The organism is Rhizobium mongolense subsp. loessense (assembly GCF_900099775.1).
In the GTDB taxonomy this organism is placed as follows: Bacteria; Pseudomonadota; Alphaproteobacteria; order Rhizobiales; family Rhizobiaceae; genus Rhizobium; species Rhizobium loessense.
Map to the genome: position 1 here is coordinate 349295 of NZ_FMTM01000006.1, position 24042 is coordinate 373336.

Below are 24042 nucleotides of genomic sequence, written 5' to 3' on the forward strand. Positions count from 1 at the left end.
AGAAAGAGGGTATGAAAATGGCTAGGGCAGCTACCCCGAAGGCGGCAGCGAAGACCGCTGCTAAGAAGACCGCCACAGGCTCTGTCGGCAGGGTCACACAGGTTATCGGCGCCGTCGTCGACGTTGCTTTCGAAGGCGAACTGCCGGCGATTTTGAACGCGCTCGAAACCACCAACATGGGCAACCGCCTGGTTCTGGAAGTCGCGCAGCATCTCGGTGAAAACGAAGTCCGCACGATCGCCATGGACTCGTCCGAAGGCCTGGTCCGCGGCCAGGAAGTCGTGGACACCGGCGCTCCGATTTCGGTTCCAGTCGGCCCGGAAACGCTCGGCCGCATCATGAACGTCATCGGTGAGCCGGTTGATGAAGCCGGTCCGCTGGTTACCGCTTCCAAGCGTGCGATCCACCAGGACGCACCGTCTTACGTCGACCAGTCGACGGAAGCACAGATCCTCGTCACCGGCATCAAGGTCGTCGATCTTCTGGCTCCTTACGCCAAGGGCGGTAAGATCGGCCTCTTCGGCGGTGCAGGCGTCGGCAAGACGGTTCTCATCATGGAACTGATCAACAACGTTGCCAAGGCGCACGGTGGTTACTCGGTGTTTGCAGGCGTTGGTGAGCGTACCCGCGAAGGCAACGACCTCTATCACGAAATGATCGAATCGGGTGTCAACAAGCATGGCGGCGGTGAAGGCTCGAAGGCAGCCCTCGTCTACGGCCAGATGAACGAACCGCCGGGCGCTCGCGCTCGCGTCGCTCTGACCGGGCTGACGGTTGCCGAAAACTTCCGCGACCAGGGCCAGGACGTTCTGTTCTTCGTCGACAACATCTTCCGCTTCACGCAGGCAGGTTCGGAAGTGTCGGCGCTGCTTGGACGTATTCCTTCGGCCGTTGGTTATCAGCCGACGCTCGCAACCGACATGGGCCAGATGCAGGAACGCATCACGACGACGACGACCGGCTCGATCACCTCGGTTCAGGCTATCTACGTTCCGGCCGACGACTTGACAGACCCTGCTCCGGCAACCTCGTTTGCGCATCTTGACGCGACGACCGTTCTATCGCGCTCGATTGCAGAAAAGGGTATCTACCCGGCCGTCGACCCGCTCGACTCCACCTCGCGCATGCTCGACCCGATGGTCGTCGGCGAAGAGCACTACGAAGTTGCTCGCAAGGTTCAGTCGACGCTGCAGCGCTACAAGGCCCTGCAGGACATCATCGCCATCCTCGGCATGGACGAACTGTCCGAAGAGGACAAGCTCGCCGTCGCCCGTGCCCGCAAGATCGAGCGCTTTCTGTCGCAGCCGTTCTTCGTTGCCGAAGTCTTCACCGGTTCGCCGGGCAAGCTGGTTGCGCTCGAAGACACGATCAAGGGCTTCAAGGGTCTCGTCAACGGTGAATACGACCACATGCCGGAAGCTGCCTTCTACATGGTCGGATCGATGGATGAAGCCATCGAGAAGGCCAAGAAGCTCTCCGCAGCTGCTTGATGAACGAAGCTCGTGACGAGATATTCTGCTGCGACTCCCTGAAGGAAGTCGTGGCAGGACTTCCCGCCCCGGCAGCGCCGACCGTTTACAGAGCAGATAACGGCGTGCTGATGATGGTAGTGGGCTTAGTCCAGACCGAGGAAGGTCTCGGATATCTCGATCAGGCGATAATGCACTGCCCGTTCTGCGGGACGAAACTGCAAGATGCAAAGGCCATAGCCGAGAAGGTAAGTCACTGATGGCTGACAATTTCAATTTTGAACTCGTATCTCCGGAGCGCCTGCTCCTGTCGGAGATGGTGACGGAAGTTGTCATTCCGGCAACCGAGGGCGAGATGACCGTCATGGCGCACCACGCCCCGACGATGACGACCATCAAGCCCGGCATCGTCAGCGTCCGCTCCAGCGGCGGCTCCAAGCAGGACTACGTTGTTTTCGGCGGCTTCGCCGACATCCTGCCGACCGGCTGCACGCTGCTTGCAGAATCCGCTGTCGCGGTCGAGGACCTGAGCAAGGATGAGTTGACCCTTCGTATCGAGGCTGCGAAGAAGGAGCTTGAGGATGCCCTGCATCACGAGCACAAGTCCAGGCTCGAACATTTCATCATGGAACTGACGCATCTGCACGGCATCGTCCGGCAGGACTGATCGGGATTGCAGAGAAAATGACCTAAAGCGGCCTCAGCGGGCCGCTTTTTTCTTGCGACAGCGGCCGGCTCAACGCGGAACGGCATGGGCTCTCAGTAAGACCGGCCGTTCGACGAAAAAATAGCTGAGGCTTCCAATGACGAATACAAGGGCAGCTGCGAAGAGCGACCAGAGCAGCCAGCCGTAGAGAAGATTGTCGCTGATCGGACCGAAGGCGGAAGGAAAAAGCGCATTCACGGCTGAAATGACCGGATCCTGCCAGATATAGATGCCGAACGAGATTTTCGCGGTGAATCGGACCGCTTGACTATCGAGACAGTTCCCAAGCCATTGCGAGCGCGCCAGCGAGACAAGCGCCACCGCAATAGCGATCGGAAAGAGCGGAAATCCATAGGGAATTCCGAGCCAGCCATAGGCCTCCCAAGGACCGCCTGCGGACGAAACGAGAGCAGCGGCGCCACCGGCTATGGCGAGACAGGCGAGGACATCGAAGAGAGCTACCCTTCGCTTCGGCAGGACTGTCTCGACACCCGAAGCAAGAATACCGAGCGCGAAAATCGCAAAGAAGCCGATCGGATTGTAACGCGGCATCCATTCCTTCGCACCCCCCGCCATGCCGAACTGCCAGCCTCGCTGCACGTGGTCCGGCTGCAAGGCGTTGATGATTAACCAGTGCAAGACAAGTGTGGTCGCTATGGCGCCAAGCCAAAGAAGACGCGTAGACAAGCGCGGCAGCGGGCGGCTGAAGTGATGAAGAGCGAGCATCCACGCCGGCAGCAAAACATAACAGGTCGCTTCGAATGGAATCGACCAAAGCGGCCCGTTGCCTTCGACCGGAAACAAAGTCCGCCAATGCCACTGGCTCATCAAAAGGAAGCCTGCGGCATAACGCATGCCGAGCTCGGCTGTTGGTGGATCTCCGAGCAGCGTGATGCTCAAAACGAAGCCGGCGGTCAGCGCCACCCAGTAGCCAGGCAGGATGCGCGCCGCACGATGTATGGCGTAAGTTTTCATACCCGGCAATGGGCGGCGCTCATCGAGAGCTCGCCAGAAGGGCCGCGCAAGCAGATAGCCGCTTAGAACAAAGAAGATCGCCACGCCGAAATTGCCGAAGCGGGCAATGACCAAGGCCGATTGCACGGCGGGATCCACCTGATTGATGTCGATGCGCAGGACAAGATGATGAATGAGCACGAGCAGGCACGCGGCAGCACGCATGGCATCGGCACCTGCCAGCCTCCGATCTCTCTCCATTCGTGCCTCGCCTGTCAGCTTCCCCCCTGGCCTAGGACAAGATGGCGCGTAGGACAAGGGCGCTGCTTTGGGACCGCCGGCACGTGGACGAGCGCGCGATCCATCTTCGCCGGCCATCGGGAGCGAATGCAGACATATGCGCAAGCGAACACCCGGACATTGGCCAGCCCGGGTGCTCGCCGGCGTTTCCGTACCTGCCGGGAACGGAAACAGACGTAGTTTAGGCGGCGATGTTTCGATAAGGTCGCTCGGCACGCGCGGCGGACAACGCATGCGCCCACCATTGCAGCCTTGCCATCATCCGGGCGAGAAGCTTGAGTGCGTCTTCAGGCCGCTCGAGGTTGCCGTCTTCATCGAAACGGTCCCAGGGTGCCGCAATGCTGACTGTGTCACGTATGGTGACGGCATGGAGCTCGGCGAAGACAAGCCGCAATTGTTCGACAGCACGCAAACCGCCCGAGATGCCCCCATAAGATACGAAGGCTACAGGTTTGCCGTGCCAGGGTTCGTTGAACGAATCGAGCACGAATTTGAGTGCCGCTGTGAAGCTGTGATTATATTCCGGCGTGACGATGATGAAGCCATCTGCCGCACTCAGTCGAGAGGCGAGGCGCTCAATTTCCGGATGATCGCTATCATGCCGGGCGGGAAGATCGAAATCGAGCGGATCGATGATATCAAGGTCGATCAGCGGGTAGAGCGTGAGCTGCCGGGTCAGCCATTTCACCACCCGGTCGCATATCCGGCCCTCACGTATGCTTCCGTAGATAACGCCGATTTTGATGGCGGTTTGCATATATTGCCCCTTCTTTACGCTGCAAGGAGCTTGGCTTATAAAACCTCAACCAATATTGAGGTCAATATGGAAACAAGTTCTTCAACCAATTTCAGCAGGCTTCTGACTGTAGGCGAAGTGGCCGAGCGTAGCGGACTGGCCGTCTCGGCACTGCATTTCTACGAGGCCAAAGGCCTGATTTCGAGCATGCGGTCGCGCGGGAACCAGCGTCGTTACGGGCGCGATGTCCTGCGCCGTCTCGGCATCATCAAGGTGGCGCAGAGGGTCGGCATACCGCTGGGCGAAATTCAGGCGGCCTTCGATACGTTGCCCCAGGGGCGCACGCCAACTGCGGCTGACTGGCAGAAGCTCTCGCAGATGTGGAAGGACGACCTGGATTCGCGGATCAAGCGACTGACGTTGCTTCGCGATCGTTTGACCGGTTGCATCGGCTGCGGTTGCCTGTCGATCGAAAGCTGCCCGTTGCGAAATCCCTGCGACAAGCTTGGGAAAGAGGGAACCGGTGCGCGCCTGCTGGAGGAGACTTAGGCGGCCGCTGCAATCGCCCGCATGTAGCTGTCCAGGGAAGCCGCCTCATCCCTTTGCAGATATAGCCCGTTCTTAGTCCTTCGCCACAGGATGTCTTGAGCGGCGACGGCCCATTCGTGAGGACTTTCTGAAAATCTGAGGTCTGCGAACTAAGTTTCCGATATATCGACCGACAGATCCGGGCCGAGCGCCTGCAGGAAGCTGGCGGCATCGAAAATGGCTCCCGGCGGCTTTGCGCCGACATCGCGGATTTCCCCCGACAGGATACGCTGGACCGCTTCGCAGATAATCGGCGCCGAGACGGCGTAGATGTCCTGCCCCTGCGCGACGATCCGGCGGCGCATGTCACCCTGCGTGACGATCACTTCTACCGCGAAGCGCTGCGCCGAACGGCCCGTTTCATCGACCGCCTGCGGCGGAGGCGTCGATGGATCACGAACATCCCGCAGGGCGATTGTGCTGAGAAAGGTGTGCAGCTCCTTCGTCCGGACGTGACGGGCTATCAGCGGCACCTCCGAAAAGGGAAGTTCGACAAACGTCTGCCGGCCGAACGGGGCCGGTAGGATCGACACCCTTTCGGCAGGCGGTTGATGCACCGGCTCCAGCTGCCCGCCGCTAACGGCCAGGCGCCGCGCGGTATTTTTTTTGCCGGTCACACGTGTGCCTCTCGTCGGGAGCCAGCTGTCGAGCGCAACTCGAATTTCGATGGTGTCGGCGTGCTCCCACTCGTCCATGACGGCCCCCACGAGTAGGTCGGCCAGGCCGCCATAGAAACCCATGGCCGGGATGATGGCCACGCCTGCTTTCCGGGCTGCGACCGCGTGGCGCTCGAAAGTGGCTTGTACGCTCGGCTGCTCTGCCGTCACGTCGAGATAATGAATCCCCGCCCGCAAGGCGGCACGCGCCACCGCGTCGGCCGTATCCATGAACGGGCCTGCGCAGTTGATAACCGCTGCCGCGCCGGCGAGCGCCCTGTCCAACGCCTCATCATCCTCGACAACTGCTTCGCGGCATTGGATGCCGCGCTCCGGAAAGCCCGCAGCCGCCAGCCTCTCGGCATTCCGTCCGATGGCGATCGGTTTCAGACCGCGCCGCAACAGCTCGGTCACAACAAAACGACCGGTATGGCCGTTCGCTCCCAAGACCGCGACGGATTGGGTCGTCTTCGTGATGTCAGTTTTATTGATGGTCATTGCACTCTCCTACGCTACAGACCTGTCTGTATCGTATAAAACATACAGGTCTGTAGCGTGTCAATCCGGTTGCTGGTATGGTCGCGGAATTGGAGGTGCACGAATGACGAAAAGCACAACGAACTCCCCTGCCTCAGGCGGCAATGAGGTGCGGGACAGGATTCTCGAGACAGCGTCGGAACTCTTCTACCGGCGCGGCGTGCGCGCCGTCGGCGTCGACCTTGTGGTCGAAAAGTCCGGTGTGGCCAAAACCAGCCTCTATCGCCATTTTGGTACGAAGGACGACCTCATCGCGGCCTTCCTCAAGCGTGAGGACCTGGACTTTTGGAGCACCTGGGATCGAGTGAGGGAACGGCATCCGGACGATGCCTGGGCCGAGCTTGTCGCCCATTTTGAGTGGATTGGCGAACGGGTCGGGCGGGAAAATTACCGGGGCTGCCCGCAGATCAATACCGCGGCCGAGTTCCCCGAAGCGGATCACCCCGCCCGCAAGGTTGCCGAAGCCCACATGCGCGAGATGCGGCGGCGTCTGAAGACCATCGCCGAGGGGCTGGCGGTTGCCGCACCCGATCGGCTCGCCGGCCAACTGGCAGTTCTGATCAACGGCGCCTTTGTCAGCATGCAGCTGTTTGACCCCGGCGAGGCAACTGGATTGCTCCGTGATGCAGCGCATGCCCTAGTCGCCGCCAGCCGTAGCTGACTACACTGCACGTCCACTGGAAGCACAGACTACTGGGTGAGGACGCAAGCTCATAGCTGATCCGGTTCACACGGCCATCGTCGCCGCCAGCTTGTCCTTGCCGGCGATCGGGAAAATAACATCAACGGATCCTCGATCGCTCGCTGATCCCGCCGTCAATCACGAAAGGTCGAAGATCTGGCTGCACACGATTGCTCTGGCTATCAAACGAACAATATAGCGCCAAAACGAAGAAAAGCGAATGTCAACCGAAGCTCTACGACAATGCCTTTTCCGAGGTTTCGATCAGATTGATGCCGCTTTCTGCGCAGACCTTCCTGAGGGATTCGACATTGCAGTCGTCGGTGACGAAGGTGTGGACCTGTGAAAGATGGCCGATGCGCACCGGAGCTGTGCGCTCGAACTTGGTGGAGTCGGCGACGAGAACGACGTGGCGCGCATTCGCCATGATTGCCTGCGCGACCTTCACCTCGCGGAAATCGAAGTCGAGAAGCGCACCGTCCGGATCGATCGCAGATGCGCCGATGACGGCGTAATCGACTTTGAATTGCCGGATGAAATCGACGGCTGCTTCGCCGACGATGCCGCCATCCGAATGGCGAACGACGCCGCCCGCGATGACGACCTCGATCGAGGGAAAAAGGCGCAAACGGCTGGCAACATTGATGTTATTGGTGATCACCATCAATTCCTGGTGATCGACGAGCGCTTCCCCGACGGCCTCGGTCGTCGTTCCGATATTGATAAAGAGCGAGGCTTTGTCGGGAATTAGATCAGCAGTCGCGCGGCCGATCGCAAGTTTTTCGCTGGCGGCGATCGAGCGGCGCGCTTCGTATTTCACGTTCTCCGTCCCGCCCGGAAAGATCGCTCCGCCGTGAATGCGCGTCAGCACATGCCCATCGCAAAGATCATTCAGATCCTTGCGGATGGTCTGCGGCGTGACGGAGAAGCGCGCTGCCAGATCTTCGACCAGCACGCGGCCTTCCGCTTTGGCGATATCGAGGATCTCCGTCTGCCGTCCGGACAGAAACATGGTTTCGCTCCCTTTCTTTCGTTGGGCCGGATCATATGTTAAAGCGAAAATTGCGCAATCGGCGACTGGCGGCCGAGCCGGGAGGGTTCAAGCGTGTTTCATCCCAAGCTGTTTGAGAATCGCAATGTTGTGGTGACCGGAGCAGGACGTGGAATCGGCCTCGAAGTCGCGCGGCAGTTCCTAGATTGCGGCGCGCACGTCCTCGTTCACACTGGCCGCAACAGCGAAAGGGACTTGCCGGATTTCCTGCTGACGGCAGAACAGGAGCGGCGTGCGATTCTCGTTGCTGCCGATTTTCTCGCGCCGGACGGCACTGCCGCTTTCGCAGCGAAAGCTCTGGATACTTTCGGCATCGTACACGCACTCGTCAACAATGCCGGCACGATGGTCGGCCGGTTTTTGGCAGGTGAGTTGACCGATAGAGAATACGACACGATCGTCAGACTCAACCAGACATCTGTCGTCGAACTCACGCGTGCACTGCTGCCGGCGTTGCGGGCAGCCCACGGGGCGGCGATCGTCAATACGGTTTCCATCTCGGCGCTGACCGGCGGCAGTCCCGGCTCGGCAATCTATTCCGCCTCCAAGGCTTTCGTCGCCACTTATTCTAAAGCGCTCGCACGCGAGCTGGCGCCGGATGCGATTCGGGTCAATTGCGTGTCGCCGGGCACGATCGAAACCGACTTCCACGGGCGCTATTCCTCGCCGGAGAAGCTGGAGCAGACCCGCAAAGGCATACCGCTCCAACGTCTCGGGACTGCCGAAGACTGCGCGCCCGCCTATCTCTTTCTGGCTGCGCCATCGCTCTCCGGCTACATCACGGGCCAAGTGCTCGAAATCAACGGTGGTCAGCTTATCTGCTGATTTGTTTGGACTTTTTTTGGTGTTTCGCCAATTGGGTACAATGCCGGCGTGTGGATATGTTATCGTTGCAGTCTACCTGAAGTGCATCCAGCAGAGATCCAGAATGCCCTTGCCAAAGACCGAACCGGGGATATCCGGTCAGGAACTGCAGAAGCTTGCTGTAAAAGCCCACGAAGCAAGCGACCTGCTGAAAGCAATGGCGCATCAAACCCGGCTTCTCATTCTCTGCATCCTCGCCAACGAGGAAAGGACAGTCAGCCAAATCGAAGAATTGCTCGGTGTACAGCAAGCGATGGTTTCACAGCAGCTTGCGCGGCTGCGCATGGAGGGCCTCGTCAACACGCGCCGGGCAGGCCGGCTGGTCTATTACAGCATCGGCAATGCCAATCTGACGATTTTTCTGGATTCTCTCTTCGGCATGCTCGACGCGACCGAGCCCGACTGATTCCTGCCTTGCGATTATTGGCCGCTAGCGCCAAAGATGGCTTGTCCCGAAGCGGGCGGGAGGCCGGATGATCGACAAGCTTGAATTCTTCATTGCCCTTGCCAACGAAAAGCACTTCGGCCGTGCTGCCGAGGAGTGCGGCATATCGCAGCCCACGCTATCGGCTGCAATTCGGCAACTTGAAGATCAACTGGGCGTGATGCTGGTGCAGCGGGGCTCACGATTCCAGGGGCTGACGCCCGAAGGCCAACGTGTCCTTGAATGGGCAAGGCGCATCGTCGGTGACACGCGCACCATGCGCGAAGAGATGCGCGCGGCCCGCAAAGGTCTTTCCGGCCATCTGCGCCTTGCTTCCATTCCAACAGCTCTGGCGATGCTACCGCGTATTACGACGCCTTTTCAGGAGCGGCACCCGGACGTCACCTTCTCCATAGTTTCGCGCAATTCGCTGCAGGTGTTGAGCATGCTCGAAAATCTCGAGATCGACGCCGGGGTGACTTATCTTGAAAACGAGCCGCTTGGGCGTGTTACGACCGTGCCGCTTTATGCCGAGCGCTATCACCTGATCACTGCCGCTGGCAGTCCACTTTCGGATCGCGAGACCGTGACCTGGCGTGAAGTGGGCGACCTTCGGCTTTGCCTATTGACGGCCGACATGCAGAACCGCCGCATCATCAACCGGCACCTCGCGGAAGCGGGCGCGAGCGCGCATCCCACTTTGGAATCCGGTTCGATGATCGTGCTGTTTTCTCACGTCAGAACCGGGCGCTGGGCGAGCATCATGCCGCGTAATGTCGCTGAATCCTTTGGATTTCCGGCCGAAATACGCATGATTCCGATTGTCGAGCCGGCAGCCCATCATTCGGTAGGGCTGGTCGCCACACATCGCGAGCCTTTTACGCCTCTCGTGTCCGCGTTGCTTCACGAGGCGAGAATACTCGCAGAGAGAGAAAGTCTTTGATAGGAATTTCCTATCAGTTGACGGAACAGCTTTATTGATCGCTCGATGGTTCCCTGAAAGACTTCATTTGAGATACCGGATCGGCATGGGGAGGCCGTTGCGGTGAGCGACACAGCAAAGCCCTGGGAGGCCTGCCGAAATGAATGCTCACGTCGCCAATGGCGATATTGCCGAGCGCACGCGTGCGATTGTTGGTGCCTTGCGCTCTCTTGAAGGCCCGCTCCTTCCAATCCTTCACAAAGTCCAGGATGAATTTGGCTATGTGCCGCACGAAGCGCTGCCGGTTATTGCGAGCGAGCTCAATCTATCGCGCGCCGAAGTGCATGGTGTGATGACGTTCTATCACGATTATCGCGACCATCCTGCCGGCCGCCATGTCCTGAAGCTCTGTCGTGCCGAGGCCTGTCAATCGATGGGCGGCGATGCTGTCGCCGATCGTATGAAGACACTGCTCGGTGTCGATTTCCATCAGACCGCGCTCGACGGTAGCGTGACCTTGGAGCCAGTTTACTGTCTCGGGCTCTGCGCTTGCGCGCCCGCAGCCATGCTCGACGGCGAGCTCTATGGGCGGGTCGATGATGAGACAATTGCCGACCTCGTCGCGGAGGTGCGGCGATGAGCGTGACGATTTATGTTCCGCGCGACGCCGCAGCGCTAGCGCTCGGTGCCGAGAAGGTGGCTGAAGCGGTTACCCAGGAGATCGCAGCCCGCGGCATCGATGCGAAGGTCGTGCGCAACGGCTCGCGCGGAATGTTCTGGCTAGAACCTCTGGTGGAGGTCGAGGTATCCGGTAAGCGTATCGGCTACGGGCCGGTAAGAGTGAAGGATGTCGCTGCACTTTTCGATTCGGGGCTGGCGAGCGGCGGCGATCACGCTCTCTGTCTGGGGGAGGTCGAAGACCTCCCATTCCTCAAGGAACAGACCCGGCTGACCTTCGCCCGCTGCGGCATCGTCGATCCGCTTTCTTTGAAAGATTATGAAGCACATGGCGGCCTTGCCGGGCTTCGCCGCGCGGCGGCCATGGCTCCCGCAGACGTGGTCAAGGAGGTGACCGATTCCGGCCTTCGCGGCCGCGGCGGTGCTGGCTTTCCAACCGGCATCAAATGGAAGACGGTATTGGATGCCGCGGGCGAGCGGAAATACATTGTCTGCAATGCAGACGAAGGCGACAGCGGCACCTTCGCAGACCGCATGATCATGGAGGGTGATCCCTTCGTGCTGATCGAAGGCATGGCAATTGCCGGGCTCGCCACGGGTGCGACTAAGGGTTTCATCTATATTCGTTCGGAATATCCCCATGCGATCGCGACAATGACGGAAGCGGTCGAGATCGCCGGCGGCGCCGGCATTCTCGGCGCTTCGGTGCTCAGTTCTGGGCGCGCCTTCGATATCGAAGTCAGGACCGGTGCGGGCGCTTATGTCTGCGGCGAGGAAACGTCGCTGCTGAACAGCCTCGAAGGCAAGCGCGGCGTCGTGCGTGCCAAGCCGCCGCTGCCGGCGCACAAGGGACTCTTTGCCCGTCCTACGGTCATCAATAACGTGATCTCGCTGGCTTCCGTGCCTGTCATCCTGGAAAAAGGGGCTGCTTTTTACCGGGATTTCGGGATGGGCCGGTCGCGCGGCACGATCCCGCTGCAGATCGCCGGGAACGTCAAGCATGGCGGTCTTTATGAGACGGCCTTCGGGCTATCACTTGGCGATATCGTCGACAGGATCGGCGGCGGGACAGCGACGGGCCGGCCGGTGAAAGCAGTGCAGGTCGGCGGTCCCCTAGGTGCCTATTTCCCAAGGACACTCTTCGATACCCCTTTTGACTACGAAGCTTTTGCTGCCAAGGACGGCCTCATCGGCCATGCGGGCATCGTCATTTTCGACGACACGGTGGACATGCTGAAACAGGCGCGGTTCGCCATGGAATTCTGTGCGGTCGAAAGCTGCGGCAAGTGCACACCCTGTCGCATCGGCTCCACGCGTGGTGTCGAAACAGCAGACAAGATCGCCCAAGGAATCGAGCCGGAGAAGAACCGGGCGTTACTCGCCGATCTCTGCAACACCATGAAATTCGGCTCTCTTTGCGCACTCGGTGGTTTCACGCCCTATCCGGTGACGAGCGCGATGACGCACTTCCCGGACGATTTCGCGCCAACACCCCTCATCGAAGCGGCGGAGTAAGGATCCATGTCTCTCGTTCACGAAATCGACTACGGCACCCCGGCTTCGAAATCCGAAACAAGCGTGACGCTGACCATCGATGGCCGTCAGATCAGCGTGCCGGAGGGTACGTCTGTCATGCGCGCCTCGATGGAGGCCGGAATTCAAGTACCGAAGCTTTGTTCGACCGATATGGTCGACGCCTTTGGCTCCTGCCGCCTCTGCCTTGTGGAGATCGAAGGCCGTAATGGGACGCCCGCATCGTGCACGACGCCGGTTGCAGCGGGCATGGTGGTCCATACGCAGAGCGGGCGCCTCAAGGATATTCGCCGGGGGGTGATGGAGCTCTACATTTCCGATCACCCGCTCGACTGTCTGACCTGTGCTGCCAACGGCGATTGCGAGTTGCAGGATATGGCAGGCGCCGTCGGCTTGCGCGACGTTCGCTACGGTTATGAAGGCGACAATCACGTCAAGGCACGCAACAACGGCGACAACAATCTCAAATGGATGCCGAAGGACGAGTCGAACCCGTATTTCACCTATGATCCGTCCAAATGCATTGTCTGCTCCCGCTGCGTGCGTGCCTGCGAGGAAGTGCAGGGAACCTTTGCGCTGACGATCGAGGGCCGCGGTTTCGGCTCGCGGGTTTCGCCGGGAATGCACGAGCATTTCATCGATTCCGAATGCGTTTCTTGCGGTGCCTGCGTGCAGGCCTGCCCCACAGCGACGCTGACAGAAAAATCGGTCATCCAAATCGGCCAGCCGGAACATTCGGTCGTGACCACCTGTGCTTATTGCGGCGTCGGCTGCTCGTTCAAGGCGGAAATGCGCGGTGAGGAACTGGTGCGCATGGTGCCGTGGAAGGACGGTCAGGCCAACCGCGGACATTCCTGCGTCAAGGGGCGTTTTGCCTATGGCTACTCGGCTCATAAGGACCGGATCCTCAATCCGATGATCCGTGAGAAGGTCACTGACCCTTGGCGTGAAGTGACCTGGGACGAGGCTTTCGCGCACGTGGCGTCCGAGTTCCGCCGCATCCAGTATCAGTATGGCCGCGATTCGATCGGCGGCATAACGTCGTCGCGTTGCACGAACGAGGAGACGTTCCTCGTTCAGAAGCTCGTACGCGCCGGCTTCGGCAACAACAATGTCGATACCTGCGCTCGCGTCTGTCATTCACCGACGGGCTATGGCCTCGGCCAGGCCTTCGGCACCTCTGCCGGTACCCAGAATTTCGACAGTGTCGAGGAGTCGGATGTCGTCATCGTCATCGGGGCCAATCCGACGGACGGCCATCCGGTCTTTGCCTCGCGGCTGAAAAAACGGCTGCGTCAAGGCGCCAAGCTGATCGTCATCGACCCGCGGCGTATCGATCTCGTCAAAACACCGCATGTCGAGGCTGCCTACCACCTGCCCCTGAAGCCCGGCACCAATGTCGCCGTCATGACGTCGCTTGCGCATGTGATCGTGACCGAAGGGCTCTATGACGAAGCCTTCATTCGCGAGCGCTGCGATTGGTCTGAATTTGAAGATTGGGCGACGTTCGTCTCGGAGCCCTATCACAGCCCGGAAGAGACCGAGAAGTTCACTGGCGTTCCGGCGCAATCCGTTCGTGGCGCAGCGCGCCTTTATGCGCGCGGCGGAAACGGGGCGATCTACTACGGTCTCGGCGTCACCGAGCACAGCCAGGGTTCAACGACTGTTATGGCGATCGCAAACCTGGCGATGGCGACCGGCAATATCGGCCGTCCCGGCGTCGGCGTTAACCCCCTGCGCGGCCAGAACAATGTGCAGGGCTCCTGCGACATGGGCTCCTTCCCGCACGAGTTGCCGGGTTACCGCCATATCTCGGACGATGCGACGCGCGATATCTTTGAGAAGCTGTGGGGAGTCAAACTCAATAACGAACCCGGACTTCGCATCCCGAACATGCTGGACGCCGCCGTGGATGGCACGTTCAAGGGTTTGTACGTCCAAGGCGAAGACATTCTCCAATCCGATCCGGATACAAAGCACGTGGCGGCCGGTCTTGCAGCAATGGAATGCGTCGTGGTTCAGGATCTCTTCCTGAACGAGACGGCAAACTACGCGCATGTCTTCCTGCCGGGCTCGACCTTCCTGGAAAAGGACGGCACTTTTACCAATGCCGAACGTCGTATCAACCGCGTGCGCAAGGTCATGACGCCCCGCAACGGTTTTGGCGATTGGGAGGTGACGCAGAAGCTGGCGCAAGCCATGGGGCTCAGCTGGAATTACCAGCATCCGTCCGAGATCATGGATGAGATCGCAGCAACGACACCGAGCTTCGCGCTGGTTTCATACGACTACCTGGAAAAGACGGGATCGGTGCAGTGGCCCTGCAACGAAAAGTCCCCGCAAGGTTCGCCGATCATGCATGTGAACGGCTTTGTTCGCGGCAAGGGCAAGTTCATCCGGACGGAATATGTCGCGACCGATGAACGGACCGGGCCGCGCTTCCCGCTCCTGCTGACGACAGGGCGTGTCCTCAGCCAATATAATGTCGGCGCCCAGACGCGGCGCACCGACAACGTCGTCTGGCATGGCGAGGACCGGCTGGAAATCCATGCGCATGATGCCGAAATGCGCGGTATTCGCGATGGCGACTGGGTGAAGCTTGCCAGCCGCTCCGGCGAGACGTCATTGCGGGCGTTGATTACCGATCGCGTCGCACCCGGTGTCGTCTACACGACCTTCCATCATCCCAACACGCAGGCAAACGTCATCACCACCGACTTTTCCGACTGGGCGACGAACTGCCCGGAATACAAGGTGACGGCGGTACAGGTCTCGCCATCGAACGGCCCTTCACAGTGGCAGACCGAATATGACGAGCAGGCGCGCCAAAGCCGTCGCATTGCCAGCAAGCTGGAGGCGGCCGAATAATGGAAAGGCGGGCGGCGCTCATTTCCGTCAAACGCATCGCCCGAAAGGGCGGGGTCGTGATGCCGGGCGAGCGCGTCGTGCCGGAGGAGATACCGGTTGCCTTTTCCTATGGCGGCACGTCGCATGCGGTAATGATGGCGACGCCAAAGGACATAGAAGACTTTGCGATCGGATTCAGCCTGACGGAAGGCATAATCCAGGACGCGGGCCAGATCTCCGCAATCGAAATCGTCGATGAGCCGCAGGGTATCGATGTCCAGGTAACGCTGACAGACGATGTCGCCGACGCTTTGCGTGCGCGCCGACGCAGCATGGCTGGACCGGTCGGTTGCGGGCTTTGCGGCATCGAATCGATCGATCAGGCTGTCCGTCCGGTGCCCGATGTTTCCTCTGCGGATCTCAAACTGACACATGGCGACATCGTCCGAGCCGTCTCGCTCCTTAATGACGCCCAGCCGCTTCACAAAGAAACGCGTGCGGTCCACGGAGCGGGCTTCTTCATTCCTGGTAAAGGGTTGCTCGCCGTTCGCGAGGATGTCGGCAGGCACAATGCACTCGACAAGCTCTGTGGGGCTGTCATCGGCACCGGAACGATTGGTTCAAAGGGGGCTGTAGCCGTCACGAGTCGGCTGTCGGTCGAGATGGTGCAGAAAGCCGCGATCCTGGGAAGCTCTGTCCTCATCGCGATTTCGGCGCCGACGGCTCTTGCCATCCGAACTGCCGAGCAAGCCGGCATGACGCTCGTTGCGCTTGTGCGCGGCGATGACTTCGAAATTTTCACCCACCCGCACCGTATTTTGCCTGAAAGCATTGCCGATGTCGCATGATTCGCATTCAAAGCTAATCTACATGGCCAACCAAATTGCGACCTTTTTCAAGAGCCAGCCTGAAAGCGAGGCAGCTCAAGGTGTTGCGACGCATATCAACAAATTCTGGGAGCCGCGCATGCGGCGGCAATTGTTTGAAATTCTCGAAAAGGACGACAACCGCTTGAACGCGCTCGTCATTCAAGCCGCACCTCTGATCCGCAGGCCCGAACCGGCCGAATCAATCCGGAAATAAATATCGATTTCACGCTGGAGGGGGCACAGGCATTTCGCCTGCTCAAGCATGAATTATTGCAAGAAAAGTCTTTAATCAGGAGGAATTATTCGTGACTGCAGCGGAAACAGATACCACAGGTGATTTAGCCGGACTTGGCCTGCTTGATCGGGAGCGGATCATTGCTAAGGCGGGTTTCAATCGCTGGCTTGTGCCGCCGGCAGCGCTCGCCATACATCTTTGCATCGGCATGGCTTACGGCTTCAGCGTATTCTGGCTGCCGCTTTCGAAATCTCTCGGGATCACGGCATCGACGGCATGCCCCGATCTGACGCTCGCGTCTGCACTGTTCACGACGGTATGCGATTGGCGTGTCGCCGATCTCGGTTGGATCTATACCCTCTTCTTCGTTCTGCTCGGTTGCTCCGCTGCCATCTGGGGCGGCTGGCTGGAGCGTTCCGGGCCGCGCAAAGCGGGCTTTGTATCCGCTTGCTGCTGGTGCGGGGGCATTCTTGTTGCTGCCTTGGGCGTGATGACGCATCAGCTGTGGCTGATGTGGCTCGGTGCCGGCGTCATCGGCGGCATTGGTCTCGGCCTCGGGTACATTTCGCCGGTGTCGACGCTCATTAAGTGGTTTCCGGACCGCCGCGGCATGGCGACGGGCATGGCCATCATGGGGTTTGGCGGCGGGGCGATGATCGGCGCACCGCTCGCCAACCTGCTGATGAATTATTTCAAGACCGATACCTCGGTTGGCGTCTGGCAAACCTTCATCGTGATGGCGATCATCTATTTCGGCTTCATGATGGGCGGTGCGTTCGGTTATCGCATTCCGCCCGCCGGCTGGCGTCCGGAAGGCTGGACGGCCCCTGCAGCCAGGAGCACGATGATCACCACAAAGCACGTTCACCTGCGCGATGCGCACAGGACGAAGCAGTTCTGGCTGATCTGGGCGGTGCTCTGCCTCAACGTGTCGGCAGGTATCGGCGTTATCGGCATGGCCTCGCCGATGTTGCAGGAAATCTTTGCCGGTTCGCTGATCGGTTTGCCGGACGTTAGCTTTGCGCAGCTTGACGCGGCGCAGAAAGCATCCATCGCCACGATCGCTGCCGGGTTCGCCGGACTTCTGTCGCTCTTCAACATCGGTGGCCGCTTCTTCTGGGCCTCTCTCTCCGACAGGATCGGCCGCAAGAACACCTATTATTGCTTTTTTATCCTCGGTATCGCGCTTTATGCATTTGCGCCGACCTTTGCGGGCATGGGCAACAAGGCGCTCTTCGTCCTCGCCTTAGCGATCATACTCTCGATGTATGGCGGCGGTTTCTCGACAATTCCGGCCTATCTTGCCGATATTTTCGGCACGCAATTCGTCGGCGCTATCCACGGCCGCCTGCTGACAGCGTGGGCAACCGCGGGCATCGTTGGTCCTGTGGTCGTGAACTATATTCGCGAAGCGCAGATAGCAGCCGGTGTTGCGCCGGGACCGGCTCTCTACACAGGGACCATGTATATCCTGGCGGGCATGCTGGGGCTGGGTCTGATTGCCAACGCCCTCGTCCGGCCGCTTGCCAGCAAGTGGTTCATGTCCGACGAGGAAGTCGCAGCACTTCAGGCGAAATCCGCAGCCGCAAGCATAGGCCCGAGCGGCTCGTTCGGAATCGGCAGAGGCGGCTTCGACGCGAAGGCTCTGCTTGCCTGGGCCGTCGTCGGCGTCCCGCTGCTTTGGGGCGTATGGGTCACGCTGAGGGCAACCTTTGCACTGTTCGGTTGATATGACCATTCTCGGAAATCAAGGCACGCGCTTCGGCGCGTGCTTTTTTAATGGTCGCCATGCCTGGCGCACCATTAAAAAAGCCGCCTTGCGGCGGCTTTCCGGAAATCATGCTTCGGTGACTTACGCTGCCAATTCGTCGGTTTCGTTTTCCTTGAACATCTTGGCAAGGTTCAGGAAGCAGATCATGCCGTTCTCCGAGGCGATGACGCCTTCGCAGTAAGCGCGATCGAAGGATGCCGTCACTTCCGGTACGGGCTGAACCTGGCTGGAGCCAATCGTCAGAATGTCGGAGACGCGGTCGACAAGCATGCCGATGACCATGCTGTGCACTTCGGCGACAACGATGGCGCTGCGCTCATTGGCGACGGTGCTCTTCATGCCGAGCTTATAGGCGAGGTCGATGATCGGGATAACTGAGCCGCGAAGGTTCATGACGCCGATGACATCAGCGGGCGCATGCGGGATCGGCGTCGAGGGCGCCCAGCCGCGGATTTCGCGGATAGTGGTCGTCTTTACGCAGAACTCCTGATCGTGCAGGCGGAATGCGATGATCTCGAGAGTGTCGCCGCTGAAGTTATTTGAGTTGATCGTCGTCATTAGAAAGTCTTCCCAAGCCCGGCAGAAGCGGCTGCGTCACCATTGGCGCGAACACCCCGTGCCTTCACACCACGCGACGTCCTCGCAGTGAACTTCGAGGCCTCGTTACGGTTATCTGGGACATTACCCGAAGAGTGTTGCACAAATCTAAATTGTCACAGCAGACCACAAGGTTTTTGGTTCGTTTACGGTCTTGTATAAACAATAGAAACGAGAAGGTGTTTGCCTTATGCGATTGTCCTCTCGATCTCAGAGATAGCCCATTCCACCTGTTCCTTGGTGATGACGAGCGGCGGCGCCAGGCGGATCGTATTTTCATGCGTATCCTTTGCCAGGAGGCCCCGTTCCTTGAGGCTATAGCAATACTGCCGCGCGCCGCCTGCTTCCGGCTCCAGTTCGATCGCCATCATCAGGCCGCGACCGCGCACGTCCTTGACGATGTTGGAGCGGATCGATCTCAGACCGTCGAGGAAGTATGCACCCATCTTCTCGGCATTTTCGATCATGCCTTCCTCGGTGAGCACCTTCAGTGCCGCGCGGGCGACGGCGCAAGCAAGTGGGTTGCCTCCAAACGTCGATCCGTGCTGGCCGGGTTTCAGCACGCCGAGAACTTCCGAGTTGGAAAGGACGGCCGATACCGGATAGAAACCACCGGAAAGCGCCTTGCCGATCAGCGTCACGTCGGCTTCAATGCCCTCATGCTCCTCCGCTAGAAGTTTGCCCGTCCGGCCGAGGCCCGTCTGGATCTCGTCGAGGATCAGCGTGACGTTATTGGCCGTGCACAACTCACGGACACGCTTGAAGTATCCCTCAGGCGGGATGATGACACCGGCTTCGCCCTGGATCGGCTCGATGAGGGCAGCAACTGTGTTCTCGTTGATGGTGGCCGCGAAGGCTTCCGCATCGCCGAAGGGAACCGTGCGAAAGCCTGGCGTATAGGGGCCGAAGCCGGTACGTGCATCCGGATCGGTGGAAAAGCTGATGATAGTGAGCGTCCGGCCATGGAAGTTATCGGAGCAGACGATAATCTCCGCCTTGCCTTGCGGAACGCCCTTCACTTCATAGCCCCATTTGCGAACCGCCTTGATGGCCGTCTCAACGGCTTCGGCGCCGGAATTCATCGGCAAGATCTTGTGAGAGCCGGTGAGCGCGGCCAGCTCCTCATAGAGATGCGCGAGCTGGTCGTTGCGGAATGCGCGCGAGGTGAGAGTGAGCTTTCCAGCCTGTTCGACCATCGCCGCCAGGATCTTCGGGTGGCAGTGCCCCTGATTGACCGCCGAATAGGCGGAAAGGCAATCGAGATACCGCTTGCCGTCCGTATCCCAGACGTAAACCCCTTCGCCGCGGGTCAGGACAACGTCGAGCGGCTTGTAGTTATGCGCACCAAGCTGGTGTTCGGTGGCGATCAGATCTGCGGATGTGCTCATGGCTGCTTCCCCTTATGCGGCGCGTGTCGGACGATCGAAGATGCGGCGGCCGAAGAGGCTTGCCGTCAGTTCCACGAGAACGCGGGCACTCTTGCCGCGATCGTCCAGAAACGGATTGAGCTCGACGAGATCGAGCGACGAAACGAGCCCGCTGTCGGAAAGCATTTCCATGACGAGATGCGCTTCGCGAAATGTCGCGCCGCCCGGGACCGTGGTGCCGACGCCAGGTGCGATATCCGGGTCGAGGAAATCGACATCGAGGCTTACATGCAGAAGGCCGTTCGCCTTTTCGATCGTGCTGACGATATGACGCATGGTGGCTGCGATGCCCTGCTCATCTATCGAGCGCATGTCGAAGACGTTGACGCCGTGTTTTTGGATTTCCACGCGCTCGGACGGATCGACGGAGCGAATGCCAACCTGAAATACATTTCGCGGGTCAACGAGGGGCCGGTCCTTAGGCAGGATTTCGGCGACCTCGGCCTGACCGCTGAAGAAAGCGACGGGCATGCCGTGCATATTACCGGAAGGCGACGTCGCCGGCGAATTGAAGTCGGAATGGGCGTCGAGCCAGAGCACGAAGAGCGGGCGGCCCTTTTCGGCTGCGTAACGCGCCATGCCGGAGACACTGCCCATCGACAAGCTGTGGTCGCCGCCGAGAATCAGCGGAAAGCGCCCGGCCGCAGCGGCGTCGTAGGTGCTGGCTTCGAGCGCACGCGTATAAGCGCCAATGAGACGCAGATTGTGCGCCTTCGGATGGTTAGGAAGGTCGCGTGCCGGAACGACGTGGATGTCGCCTTCATCGCGCACATCATGGCCGAGGTCGATCAGAGTTTGGTCTACACCGGCAATGCGTAGCGCTGCCGGCCCCATCGCCGCCCCGCGCCGGCCTGAGCCTTCCTCTACCGGAACACCAATGAGTGTGACTGATCGAGATTGAACTTCCATTCTTGGCGCTCCGGATTCGAAATTGGATTAACGCATATTCGGATATCGACGTGACGGCAAAAAGATGGAAAAGTGTCAGAAATGAAATCCGATTATGCACTTTGCTAAGTGTGTTTCGACAAAGTGATCGCCATGGACGACCTTGATCAAGAACTTTTAAGCGCGCTTCGCCACAATGCTAGAACGCCGGTATCCTCTCTCGCCGCGATGACCGGCGCGTCGCGCGCGACCGTTGCCGCCCGTATCGACCGTCTTGTTGCAAGCGGCACCATTGCCGCTTTTACCATCCGGACGGGCCATGAAACGCGTGCCGCCGGCGTTCGTGCCATCGTCATGATCGAGGTACTCGGCAAGCTCGCCGACCGAGTAGCCGATCAGTTGCGGGGTCTCCCTCAGGTACGCGCGCTGCACAGCACCAATGGCAAATGGGATTTCGTCGCGGAGCTTGAGGATCGCGATCTCGTCTCCTTCGATGAGACGCTCCGCCGTATCCGGCTCATCAACGGCATCAATTCGACTGAAACCAGTATCCTGCTGAAAACCCGGAAGACCGGATTCTAGTATTCATGTTCGTAGACGATGCCGGCTTCGCCGGCGCCATTTCCACCCGCAGCACCACGCAATTTCACCCCACGCCCAACATCGAGATTGATGATCGCCTTGGCGCCTGCTTCGCCGCCTTGCTGCAACTCGAAATAAGTGCGCTCGTTCAGATAGCGGCCGACGCTGACACTTGTTTGCCCCTTCTCATCGGTGCTGATGTTGAGGTCGTCGACACCAAGCTGGTTGCGGAGCCCCTCGAAAAGCGAGGTTGAACGTCCGCCGGCCAACTGGCTCACCGCATCGGCGAGCTGCGCGATCTGGACCGGCGAGAGCTTCGACATCGATTGGCCGAATATGAGCTGCGCCAGCACTTCATCCTGCGGCAAGGTCGGCGAGGACGAGAAGGTGATCGAAGGGTCTGTCGCAAGCCCCGTAACATCGACAGTGAGCGTCGTCGTTCCCGAAGTGGAGCTCGCTTCCATATCGAGCGCCGGTGTCAAATCACCAGCAAACGTAATGCGGCTCTTGTCGGTGAAATTCAGACGGCGATTAAGCATCGTCAAGCGTCCGCGACGCATGGTGAAGCCGCCGGAAACGACGGGTGTTGCCGCTGTTCCCCTGATCGTGACACTGCCACCAAGTTCCGAATCGATGCCGCGGCCGCGGACGAAAATTTTCGACGGCGCGTGAATCTGCAGGTCGAGCGTGAGCGTCGTGGATTTCTCGCCGGCCCTCTGCGCGTTTTCGTCGCGCAGCTGGGCACGCACCGCAGGTGGTGCGTTCACGTGCTTAATGTTGATTTCGCGCAGTGAAGTCGGCAGCTTGTCCGGCACGGTGATCGATGCTTTATCGACGTTCAGCCTGCCGCTCAGCACCGGGTTGGTGAGAAGCGGACCCCGCAGACCGAGATTGCCATTGACCGTCGCGACGACAAGCGTTCCGTCAACATAGACTGCCCTGTCCAGCCTAACCTCGATGTTTACCGGATAGCCGCTCCCCGGCCGGATCCCGACCGTGCCGCTCGCCGTAACGCTGCCGCCGCTTGCGAAATTGCCGCTTAGGCGAGAAATCGTGGCCTGCTCGCCGTTCATGGTGATGTTGGCGACGACATTGTTGAGCGCAAGGTTCCTGCGGACATCGACAAGCTTGGCGCCGCTGGTCGCGATCGACCCGTTGATGACGGGGCCAGCGGCCGTGCCAGTGATACGGAGGTCTAAGTCGGCGGTACCCTCCGCGACAAAGCCCCGTTGCGCCAGTTGTGCGCCCAAGATGGCAAAGGGGAGGTTGCCGCGAAATTGCAGGTTGAGGGCCCGACTGCCGGTGATCGCAACGGTGCCGCCACCCTTCATCGAAAGGCCGCTGTCGCCGGTAAGGTCGGTATCGATGGTAAGTGTGTTATCGGCGAGCTTGCCGTTCGCGGTGATTTCGAAAGGCGAGAGCCCGGCGCCTTTGGTTTGGCTGGTCGCCGCATTCTTCCAGTTGAGCTTGAAATCAACCTTCGGAGCGGAAAGCGGCCCTGAAACCGATGCGGTTCCGGAGATCGTTCCCTCGGCGGAAAGGCCCGGTACGAAACCGTTTGCCACGCTCGCCGGAAGATTGGAGACATTGGCGTCCACCTTCAAGCTCTTGACGACTGTGCCCTCTATCATGACATTGCCGCCTGCTTTCAGCGCCACGTTGCCAGCGCCGTTCATGTTTGCATCGAAGTCGAGCCTGTTGTTCGCAAGCTTGCCGGTCGCGTTCACTGCGAGCTGGGACAGTCCTGCCTTCTTGGTGTGGCTGGTCGCCGCGTTCTTCCAGTTGAGTTGGAAGTCGGCTGTCGGGGAAGCGAGGCTTCCCTCAGCCACAACCGTGCCAGAAAGGACACCTTCTGCCGCCAGGCCCGGCACGAAATTGTTGGCGATGCCTGCCGGTAGATTGGCAATGTCGGCGTCCACCTTCAGGCTCTCGACCGTCTTGCCGGCAATTGCGACATTTCCGATTGCTTTCAGCGAAGCTCCGTCAGCACCGCTCACATTCGTGTCGAAATCGAGCTTGTTGTCGGCAAATTTCCCAGTCGCGCTGAGGTTCAGCGACGACAGCTTGGCGCCCTTCGTCTGACTTGTCGCCAAGTCCTTCCAATCGAGCTTGAAATCAACGGCAGGTGAGGAGAGCGTCCCAGAGGCTGTCACCGTTCCCGAAACAGTACCCCCGGCAGCCAGGCCCGGAACGAAGCCGTTTGCGATGCTTGCGGGAACATTGGTGACGTTCGCGTCAATCTCCAAGCTCTGAATAGTCTTTTCAGCAACAGCGACCTTACCCGCCGTTTTCAAAGCTACGCCATCAGCGGCATTCGCGCTTGCATCGAAGTCGAGCCTGTTATCGGCAAATTTGCCAGTGGCTCTCAGCTCGAGCGCTTTCAATCCCGCACCCGTGGTCTGGCTTGTGGCTGCGTCGTTCCAATCGAGATCGAAATCGATGGCCGGCGCAGCAAGTGTTCCCGATGCTTTGGCAGTTCCGGATATCGTTCCTTCGGCAGCAAGTCCGGGCACGAAGCCGTTTGCAATGCTTGCCGGGACATTGTTGAGATTGGCATTTACGTCGAGACTTTTGACCGCCGTGCCGGCGATAACAATATTCCCGTCCGCGCTCAGTCCCGTGTTGGCTGCCCCGGTCAGATCTGCATCGAAGTCGAGCTTGTTATCTGCGAGTTTGCCGGTGGCGCTCAGGCCGAGCGGAGCAAGCTTTGCCTGTTTCGTCTGACT

23 protein-coding genes are annotated in these 24042 nt (G+C 59.6%); 15 read left to right on the forward strand and 8 right to left on the reverse strand.

All coding sequences use genetic code 11. The features are described 5' to 3' along the window. Positions 1-17: 17 nt before the first annotated feature. Genes atpD through BLP23_RS21010 form a run of 3 tightly spaced genes read left to right on the forward strand, consistent with a single transcriptional unit; the run spans position 18 to position 2136 of the window. A complete protein-coding gene (atpD, locus tag BLP23_RS21000) occupies positions 18-1490 on the forward strand; it encodes a F0F1 ATP synthase subunit beta (RefSeq protein ID WP_092586782.1) in 1473 nt (490 codons plus the stop codon). Then, entirely contained in the window at positions 1490-1729 is a 240-nt protein-coding gene (locus BLP23_RS21005; protein WP_039846341.1) for a hypothetical protein, read from the forward strand. Before atpD ends, BLP23_RS21005 begins: the two co-directional genes overlap by 1 nt. Continuing rightward, complete coding sequence (locus BLP23_RS21010) at positions 1729-2136, forward strand: F0F1 ATP synthase subunit epsilon (RefSeq protein ID WP_092586742.1); 408 nt, start codon at positions 1729-1731, stop codon at positions 2134-2136. Before BLP23_RS21005 ends, BLP23_RS21010 begins: the two co-directional genes overlap by 1 nt. A gap of 69 nt (positions 2137-2205) precedes the next feature. Here the strand turns inward: BLP23_RS21010 and BLP23_RS21015 are convergent, their stop codons facing one another. Both BLP23_RS21015 and BLP23_RS21020 read right to left on the reverse strand, forming a co-directional pair. Continuing rightward, positions 2206-3390, reverse strand: coding sequence for an acyltransferase family protein (locus BLP23_RS21015; RefSeq protein ID WP_092586743.1), 1185 nt, complete (start codon positions 3388-3390; stop codon positions 2206-2208). Positions 3391-3610: 220 nt separating this feature from the next. After that, the gene (locus BLP23_RS21020) at positions 3611-4186 is read right to left on the reverse strand and encodes an NADPH-dependent FMN reductase (protein ID WP_092586744.1); all 576 of its coding nucleotides are present in this window, start codon (positions 4184-4186) and stop codon (positions 3611-3613) included. 66 nt (positions 4187-4252) lie between these two features. Here BLP23_RS21020 and soxR point away from each other — a divergent pair, with 66 nt between their 5' ends. Next, complete coding sequence (gene soxR, locus BLP23_RS21025) at positions 4253-4714, forward strand: redox-sensitive transcriptional activator SoxR (RefSeq protein WP_092586745.1); 462 nt, start codon at positions 4253-4255, stop codon at positions 4712-4714. Between the two features lie 149 nt (positions 4715-4863). Here soxR and BLP23_RS21030 read toward each other — a convergent pair whose 3' ends face one another. Next, complete coding sequence (locus BLP23_RS21030; protein WP_092586746.1) at positions 4864-5907, reverse strand: saccharopine dehydrogenase family protein; 1044 nt, start codon at positions 5905-5907, stop codon at positions 4864-4866. Positions 5908-6010: 103 nt separating this feature from the next. On the opposite strand from BLP23_RS21030, the gene BLP23_RS21035 reads away from it, so the two are divergent. After that, positions 6011-6607, forward strand: coding sequence for a TetR/AcrR family transcriptional regulator (locus BLP23_RS21035; protein ID WP_092586747.1), 597 nt, complete (start codon positions 6011-6013; stop codon positions 6605-6607). Between the two features lie 256 nt (positions 6608-6863). Here BLP23_RS21035 and BLP23_RS21040 read toward each other — a convergent pair whose 3' ends face one another. After that, positions 6864-7640, reverse strand: coding sequence for a DeoR/GlpR family DNA-binding transcription regulator (locus BLP23_RS21040; protein ID WP_022717439.1), 777 nt, complete (start codon positions 7638-7640; stop codon positions 6864-6866). 93 nt (positions 7641-7733) lie between these two features. Between BLP23_RS21040 and BLP23_RS21045 the strand changes: the two genes are divergently transcribed. From BLP23_RS21045 to BLP23_RS21085, 9 genes are all read left to right on the forward strand, one after another. Continuing rightward, the gene (locus BLP23_RS21045; RefSeq protein ID WP_092586748.1) at positions 7734-8504 is read left to right on the forward strand and encodes an SDR family NAD(P)-dependent oxidoreductase; all 771 of its coding nucleotides are present in this window, start codon (positions 7734-7736) and stop codon (positions 8502-8504) included. A 103-nt stretch (positions 8505-8607) separates the two neighbouring features. Further along, entirely contained in the window at positions 8608-8949 is a 342-nt protein-coding gene (locus BLP23_RS21050) for an ArsR/SmtB family transcription factor (protein ID WP_092586749.1), read from the forward strand. Positions 8950-9016: 67 nt separating this feature from the next. Then, on the forward strand, positions 9017-9910 hold the full coding sequence (locus BLP23_RS21055; RefSeq protein ID WP_092586750.1) for a LysR family transcriptional regulator: 894 nt from the start codon (positions 9017-9019) through the stop codon (positions 9908-9910). A gap of 139 nt (positions 9911-10049) precedes the next feature. Next, a complete protein-coding gene (locus BLP23_RS21060) occupies positions 10050-10529 on the forward strand; it encodes a formate dehydrogenase subunit gamma (RefSeq protein WP_092586751.1) in 480 nt (159 codons plus the stop codon). After that, positions 10526-12082: a formate dehydrogenase beta subunit gene (locus BLP23_RS21065; RefSeq protein WP_092586752.1), complete on the forward strand. Its 1557-nt coding sequence runs from the start codon at positions 10526-10528 to the stop codon at positions 12080-12082. The genes BLP23_RS21060 and BLP23_RS21065 overlap by 4 nt, the downstream gene beginning before the upstream one ends. A gap of 6 nt (positions 12083-12088) precedes the next feature. Beyond that, positions 12089-14968: a formate dehydrogenase subunit alpha gene (gene fdhF, locus BLP23_RS21070; protein ID WP_092586753.1), complete on the forward strand. Its 2880-nt coding sequence runs from the start codon at positions 12089-12091 to the stop codon at positions 14966-14968. A gap of 59 nt (positions 14969-15027) precedes the next feature. Beyond that, a complete protein-coding gene (fdhD, locus tag BLP23_RS21075) occupies positions 15028-15795 on the forward strand; it encodes a formate dehydrogenase accessory sulfurtransferase FdhD (RefSeq protein ID WP_407691803.1) in 768 nt (255 codons plus the stop codon). After that, positions 15785-16030, forward strand: a complete 246-nt coding sequence (locus BLP23_RS21080; RefSeq protein WP_092586755.1) for a formate dehydrogenase subunit delta — start codon at positions 15785-15787, stop codon at positions 16028-16030. The genes fdhD and BLP23_RS21080 overlap by 11 nt, the downstream gene beginning before the upstream one ends. A gap of 91 nt (positions 16031-16121) precedes the next feature. Continuing rightward, a complete protein-coding gene (locus BLP23_RS21085; protein ID WP_092586756.1) occupies positions 16122-17780 on the forward strand; it encodes an OFA family MFS transporter in 1659 nt (552 codons plus the stop codon). Between the two features lie 123 nt (positions 17781-17903). Here the strand turns inward: BLP23_RS21085 and BLP23_RS21090 are convergent, their stop codons facing one another. The 3 genes from BLP23_RS21090 to rocF all read right to left on the reverse strand — a co-directional run bounded on the left by BLP23_RS21090 (position 17904) and on the right by rocF (position 20755). Further along, positions 17904-18380 (reverse strand): chemotaxis protein CheW, encoded by a 477-nt coding sequence (locus BLP23_RS21090; RefSeq protein WP_022717449.1) that lies wholly within the window; start codon positions 18378-18380, stop codon positions 17904-17906. Between the two features lie 227 nt (positions 18381-18607). Further along, complete coding sequence (gene rocD / locus BLP23_RS21095) at positions 18608-19807, reverse strand: ornithine--oxo-acid transaminase (protein ID WP_092586757.1); 1200 nt, start codon at positions 19805-19807, stop codon at positions 18608-18610. 12 nt (positions 19808-19819) lie between these two features. Further along, positions 19820-20755 carry an arginase gene (gene rocF / locus BLP23_RS21100; RefSeq protein ID WP_092586758.1) on the reverse strand — a complete coding sequence of 312 codons (936 nt, stop codon included), beginning with the start codon at positions 20753-20755 and terminating at the stop codon, positions 19820-19822. Between the two features lie 132 nt (positions 20756-20887). On the opposite strand from rocF, the gene BLP23_RS21105 reads away from it, so the two are divergent. Then, the gene (locus tag BLP23_RS21105) at positions 20888-21316 is read left to right on the forward strand and encodes an Lrp/AsnC family transcriptional regulator (RefSeq protein WP_027511674.1); all 429 of its coding nucleotides are present in this window, start codon (positions 20888-20890) and stop codon (positions 21314-21316) included. On the opposite strand, the gene BLP23_RS21110 is transcribed toward BLP23_RS21105, so the two are convergent. Beyond that, positions 21313-24042, reverse strand: a 2730-nt coding sequence (locus BLP23_RS21110; RefSeq protein WP_208603180.1) for a translocation/assembly module TamB domain-containing protein, incomplete at its 5' end; no start/stop codon positions are given. The two genes, BLP23_RS21105 and BLP23_RS21110, sit on opposite strands and share 4 nt — an antisense overlap.

Excerpts from the sequence above, each read along its gene's own strand:
- atpD (WP_092586782.1), top strand. The coding sequence starts at position 18 with ATGGCTAGGGCAGCTACCCCGAAGGCGGCAGCGAAGACCGCTGCTAAG.
- BLP23_RS21005 (WP_039846341.1), top strand. The coding sequence starts at position 1,490 with ATGAACGAAGCTCGTGACGAGATATTCTGCTGCGACTCCCTGAAGGAA.
- BLP23_RS21010 (WP_092586742.1), top strand. The coding sequence starts at position 1,729 with ATGGCTGACAATTTCAATTTTGAACTCGTATCTCCGGAGCGCCTGCTC.
- BLP23_RS21015 (WP_092586743.1), bottom strand. The coding sequence starts at position 3,390 with ATGGAGAGAGATCGGAGGCTGGCAGGTGCCGATGCCATGCGTGCTGCC.
- BLP23_RS21020 (WP_092586744.1), bottom strand. The coding sequence starts at position 4,186 with ATGCAAACCGCCATCAAAATCGGCGTTATCTACGGAAGCATACGTGAG.
- soxR (WP_092586745.1), top strand. The coding sequence starts at position 4,253 with ATGGAAACAAGTTCTTCAACCAATTTCAGCAGGCTTCTGACTGTAGGC.
- BLP23_RS21030 (WP_092586746.1), bottom strand. The coding sequence starts at position 5,907 with ATGACCATCAATAAAACTGACATCACGAAGACGACCCAATCCGTCGCG.
- BLP23_RS21035 (WP_092586747.1), top strand. The coding sequence starts at position 6,011 with ATGACGAAAAGCACAACGAACTCCCCTGCCTCAGGCGGCAATGAGGTG.
- BLP23_RS21040 (WP_022717439.1), bottom strand. The coding sequence starts at position 7,640 with ATGTTTCTGTCCGGACGGCAGACGGAGATCCTCGATATCGCCAAAGCG.
- BLP23_RS21050 (WP_092586749.1), top strand. The coding sequence starts at position 8,608 with ATGCCCTTGCCAAAGACCGAACCGGGGATATCCGGTCAGGAACTGCAG.
- BLP23_RS21055 (WP_092586750.1), top strand. The coding sequence starts at position 9,017 with ATGATCGACAAGCTTGAATTCTTCATTGCCCTTGCCAACGAAAAGCAC.
- BLP23_RS21060 (WP_092586751.1), top strand. The coding sequence starts at position 10,050 with ATGAATGCTCACGTCGCCAATGGCGATATTGCCGAGCGCACGCGTGCG.
- BLP23_RS21065 (WP_092586752.1), top strand. The coding sequence starts at position 10,526 with ATGAGCGTGACGATTTATGTTCCGCGCGACGCCGCAGCGCTAGCGCTC.
- fdhF (WP_092586753.1), top strand. The coding sequence starts at position 12,089 with ATGTCTCTCGTTCACGAAATCGACTACGGCACCCCGGCTTCGAAATCC.
- fdhD (WP_407691803.1), top strand. The coding sequence starts at position 15,028 with ATGCCGGGCGAGCGCGTCGTGCCGGAGGAGATACCGGTTGCCTTTTCC.
- BLP23_RS21080 (WP_092586755.1), top strand. The coding sequence starts at position 15,785 with ATGTCGCATGATTCGCATTCAAAGCTAATCTACATGGCCAACCAAATT.
- BLP23_RS21090 (WP_022717449.1), bottom strand. The coding sequence starts at position 18,380 with ATGACGACGATCAACTCAAATAACTTCAGCGGCGACACTCTCGAGATC.
- rocD (WP_092586757.1), bottom strand. The coding sequence starts at position 19,807 with ATGAGCACATCCGCAGATCTGATCGCCACCGAACACCAGCTTGGTGCG.
- rocF (WP_092586758.1), bottom strand. The coding sequence starts at position 20,755 with ATGGAAGTTCAATCTCGATCAGTCACACTCATTGGTGTTCCGGTAGAG.
- BLP23_RS21105 (WP_027511674.1), top strand. The coding sequence starts at position 20,888 with ATGGACGACCTTGATCAAGAACTTTTAAGCGCGCTTCGCCACAATGCT.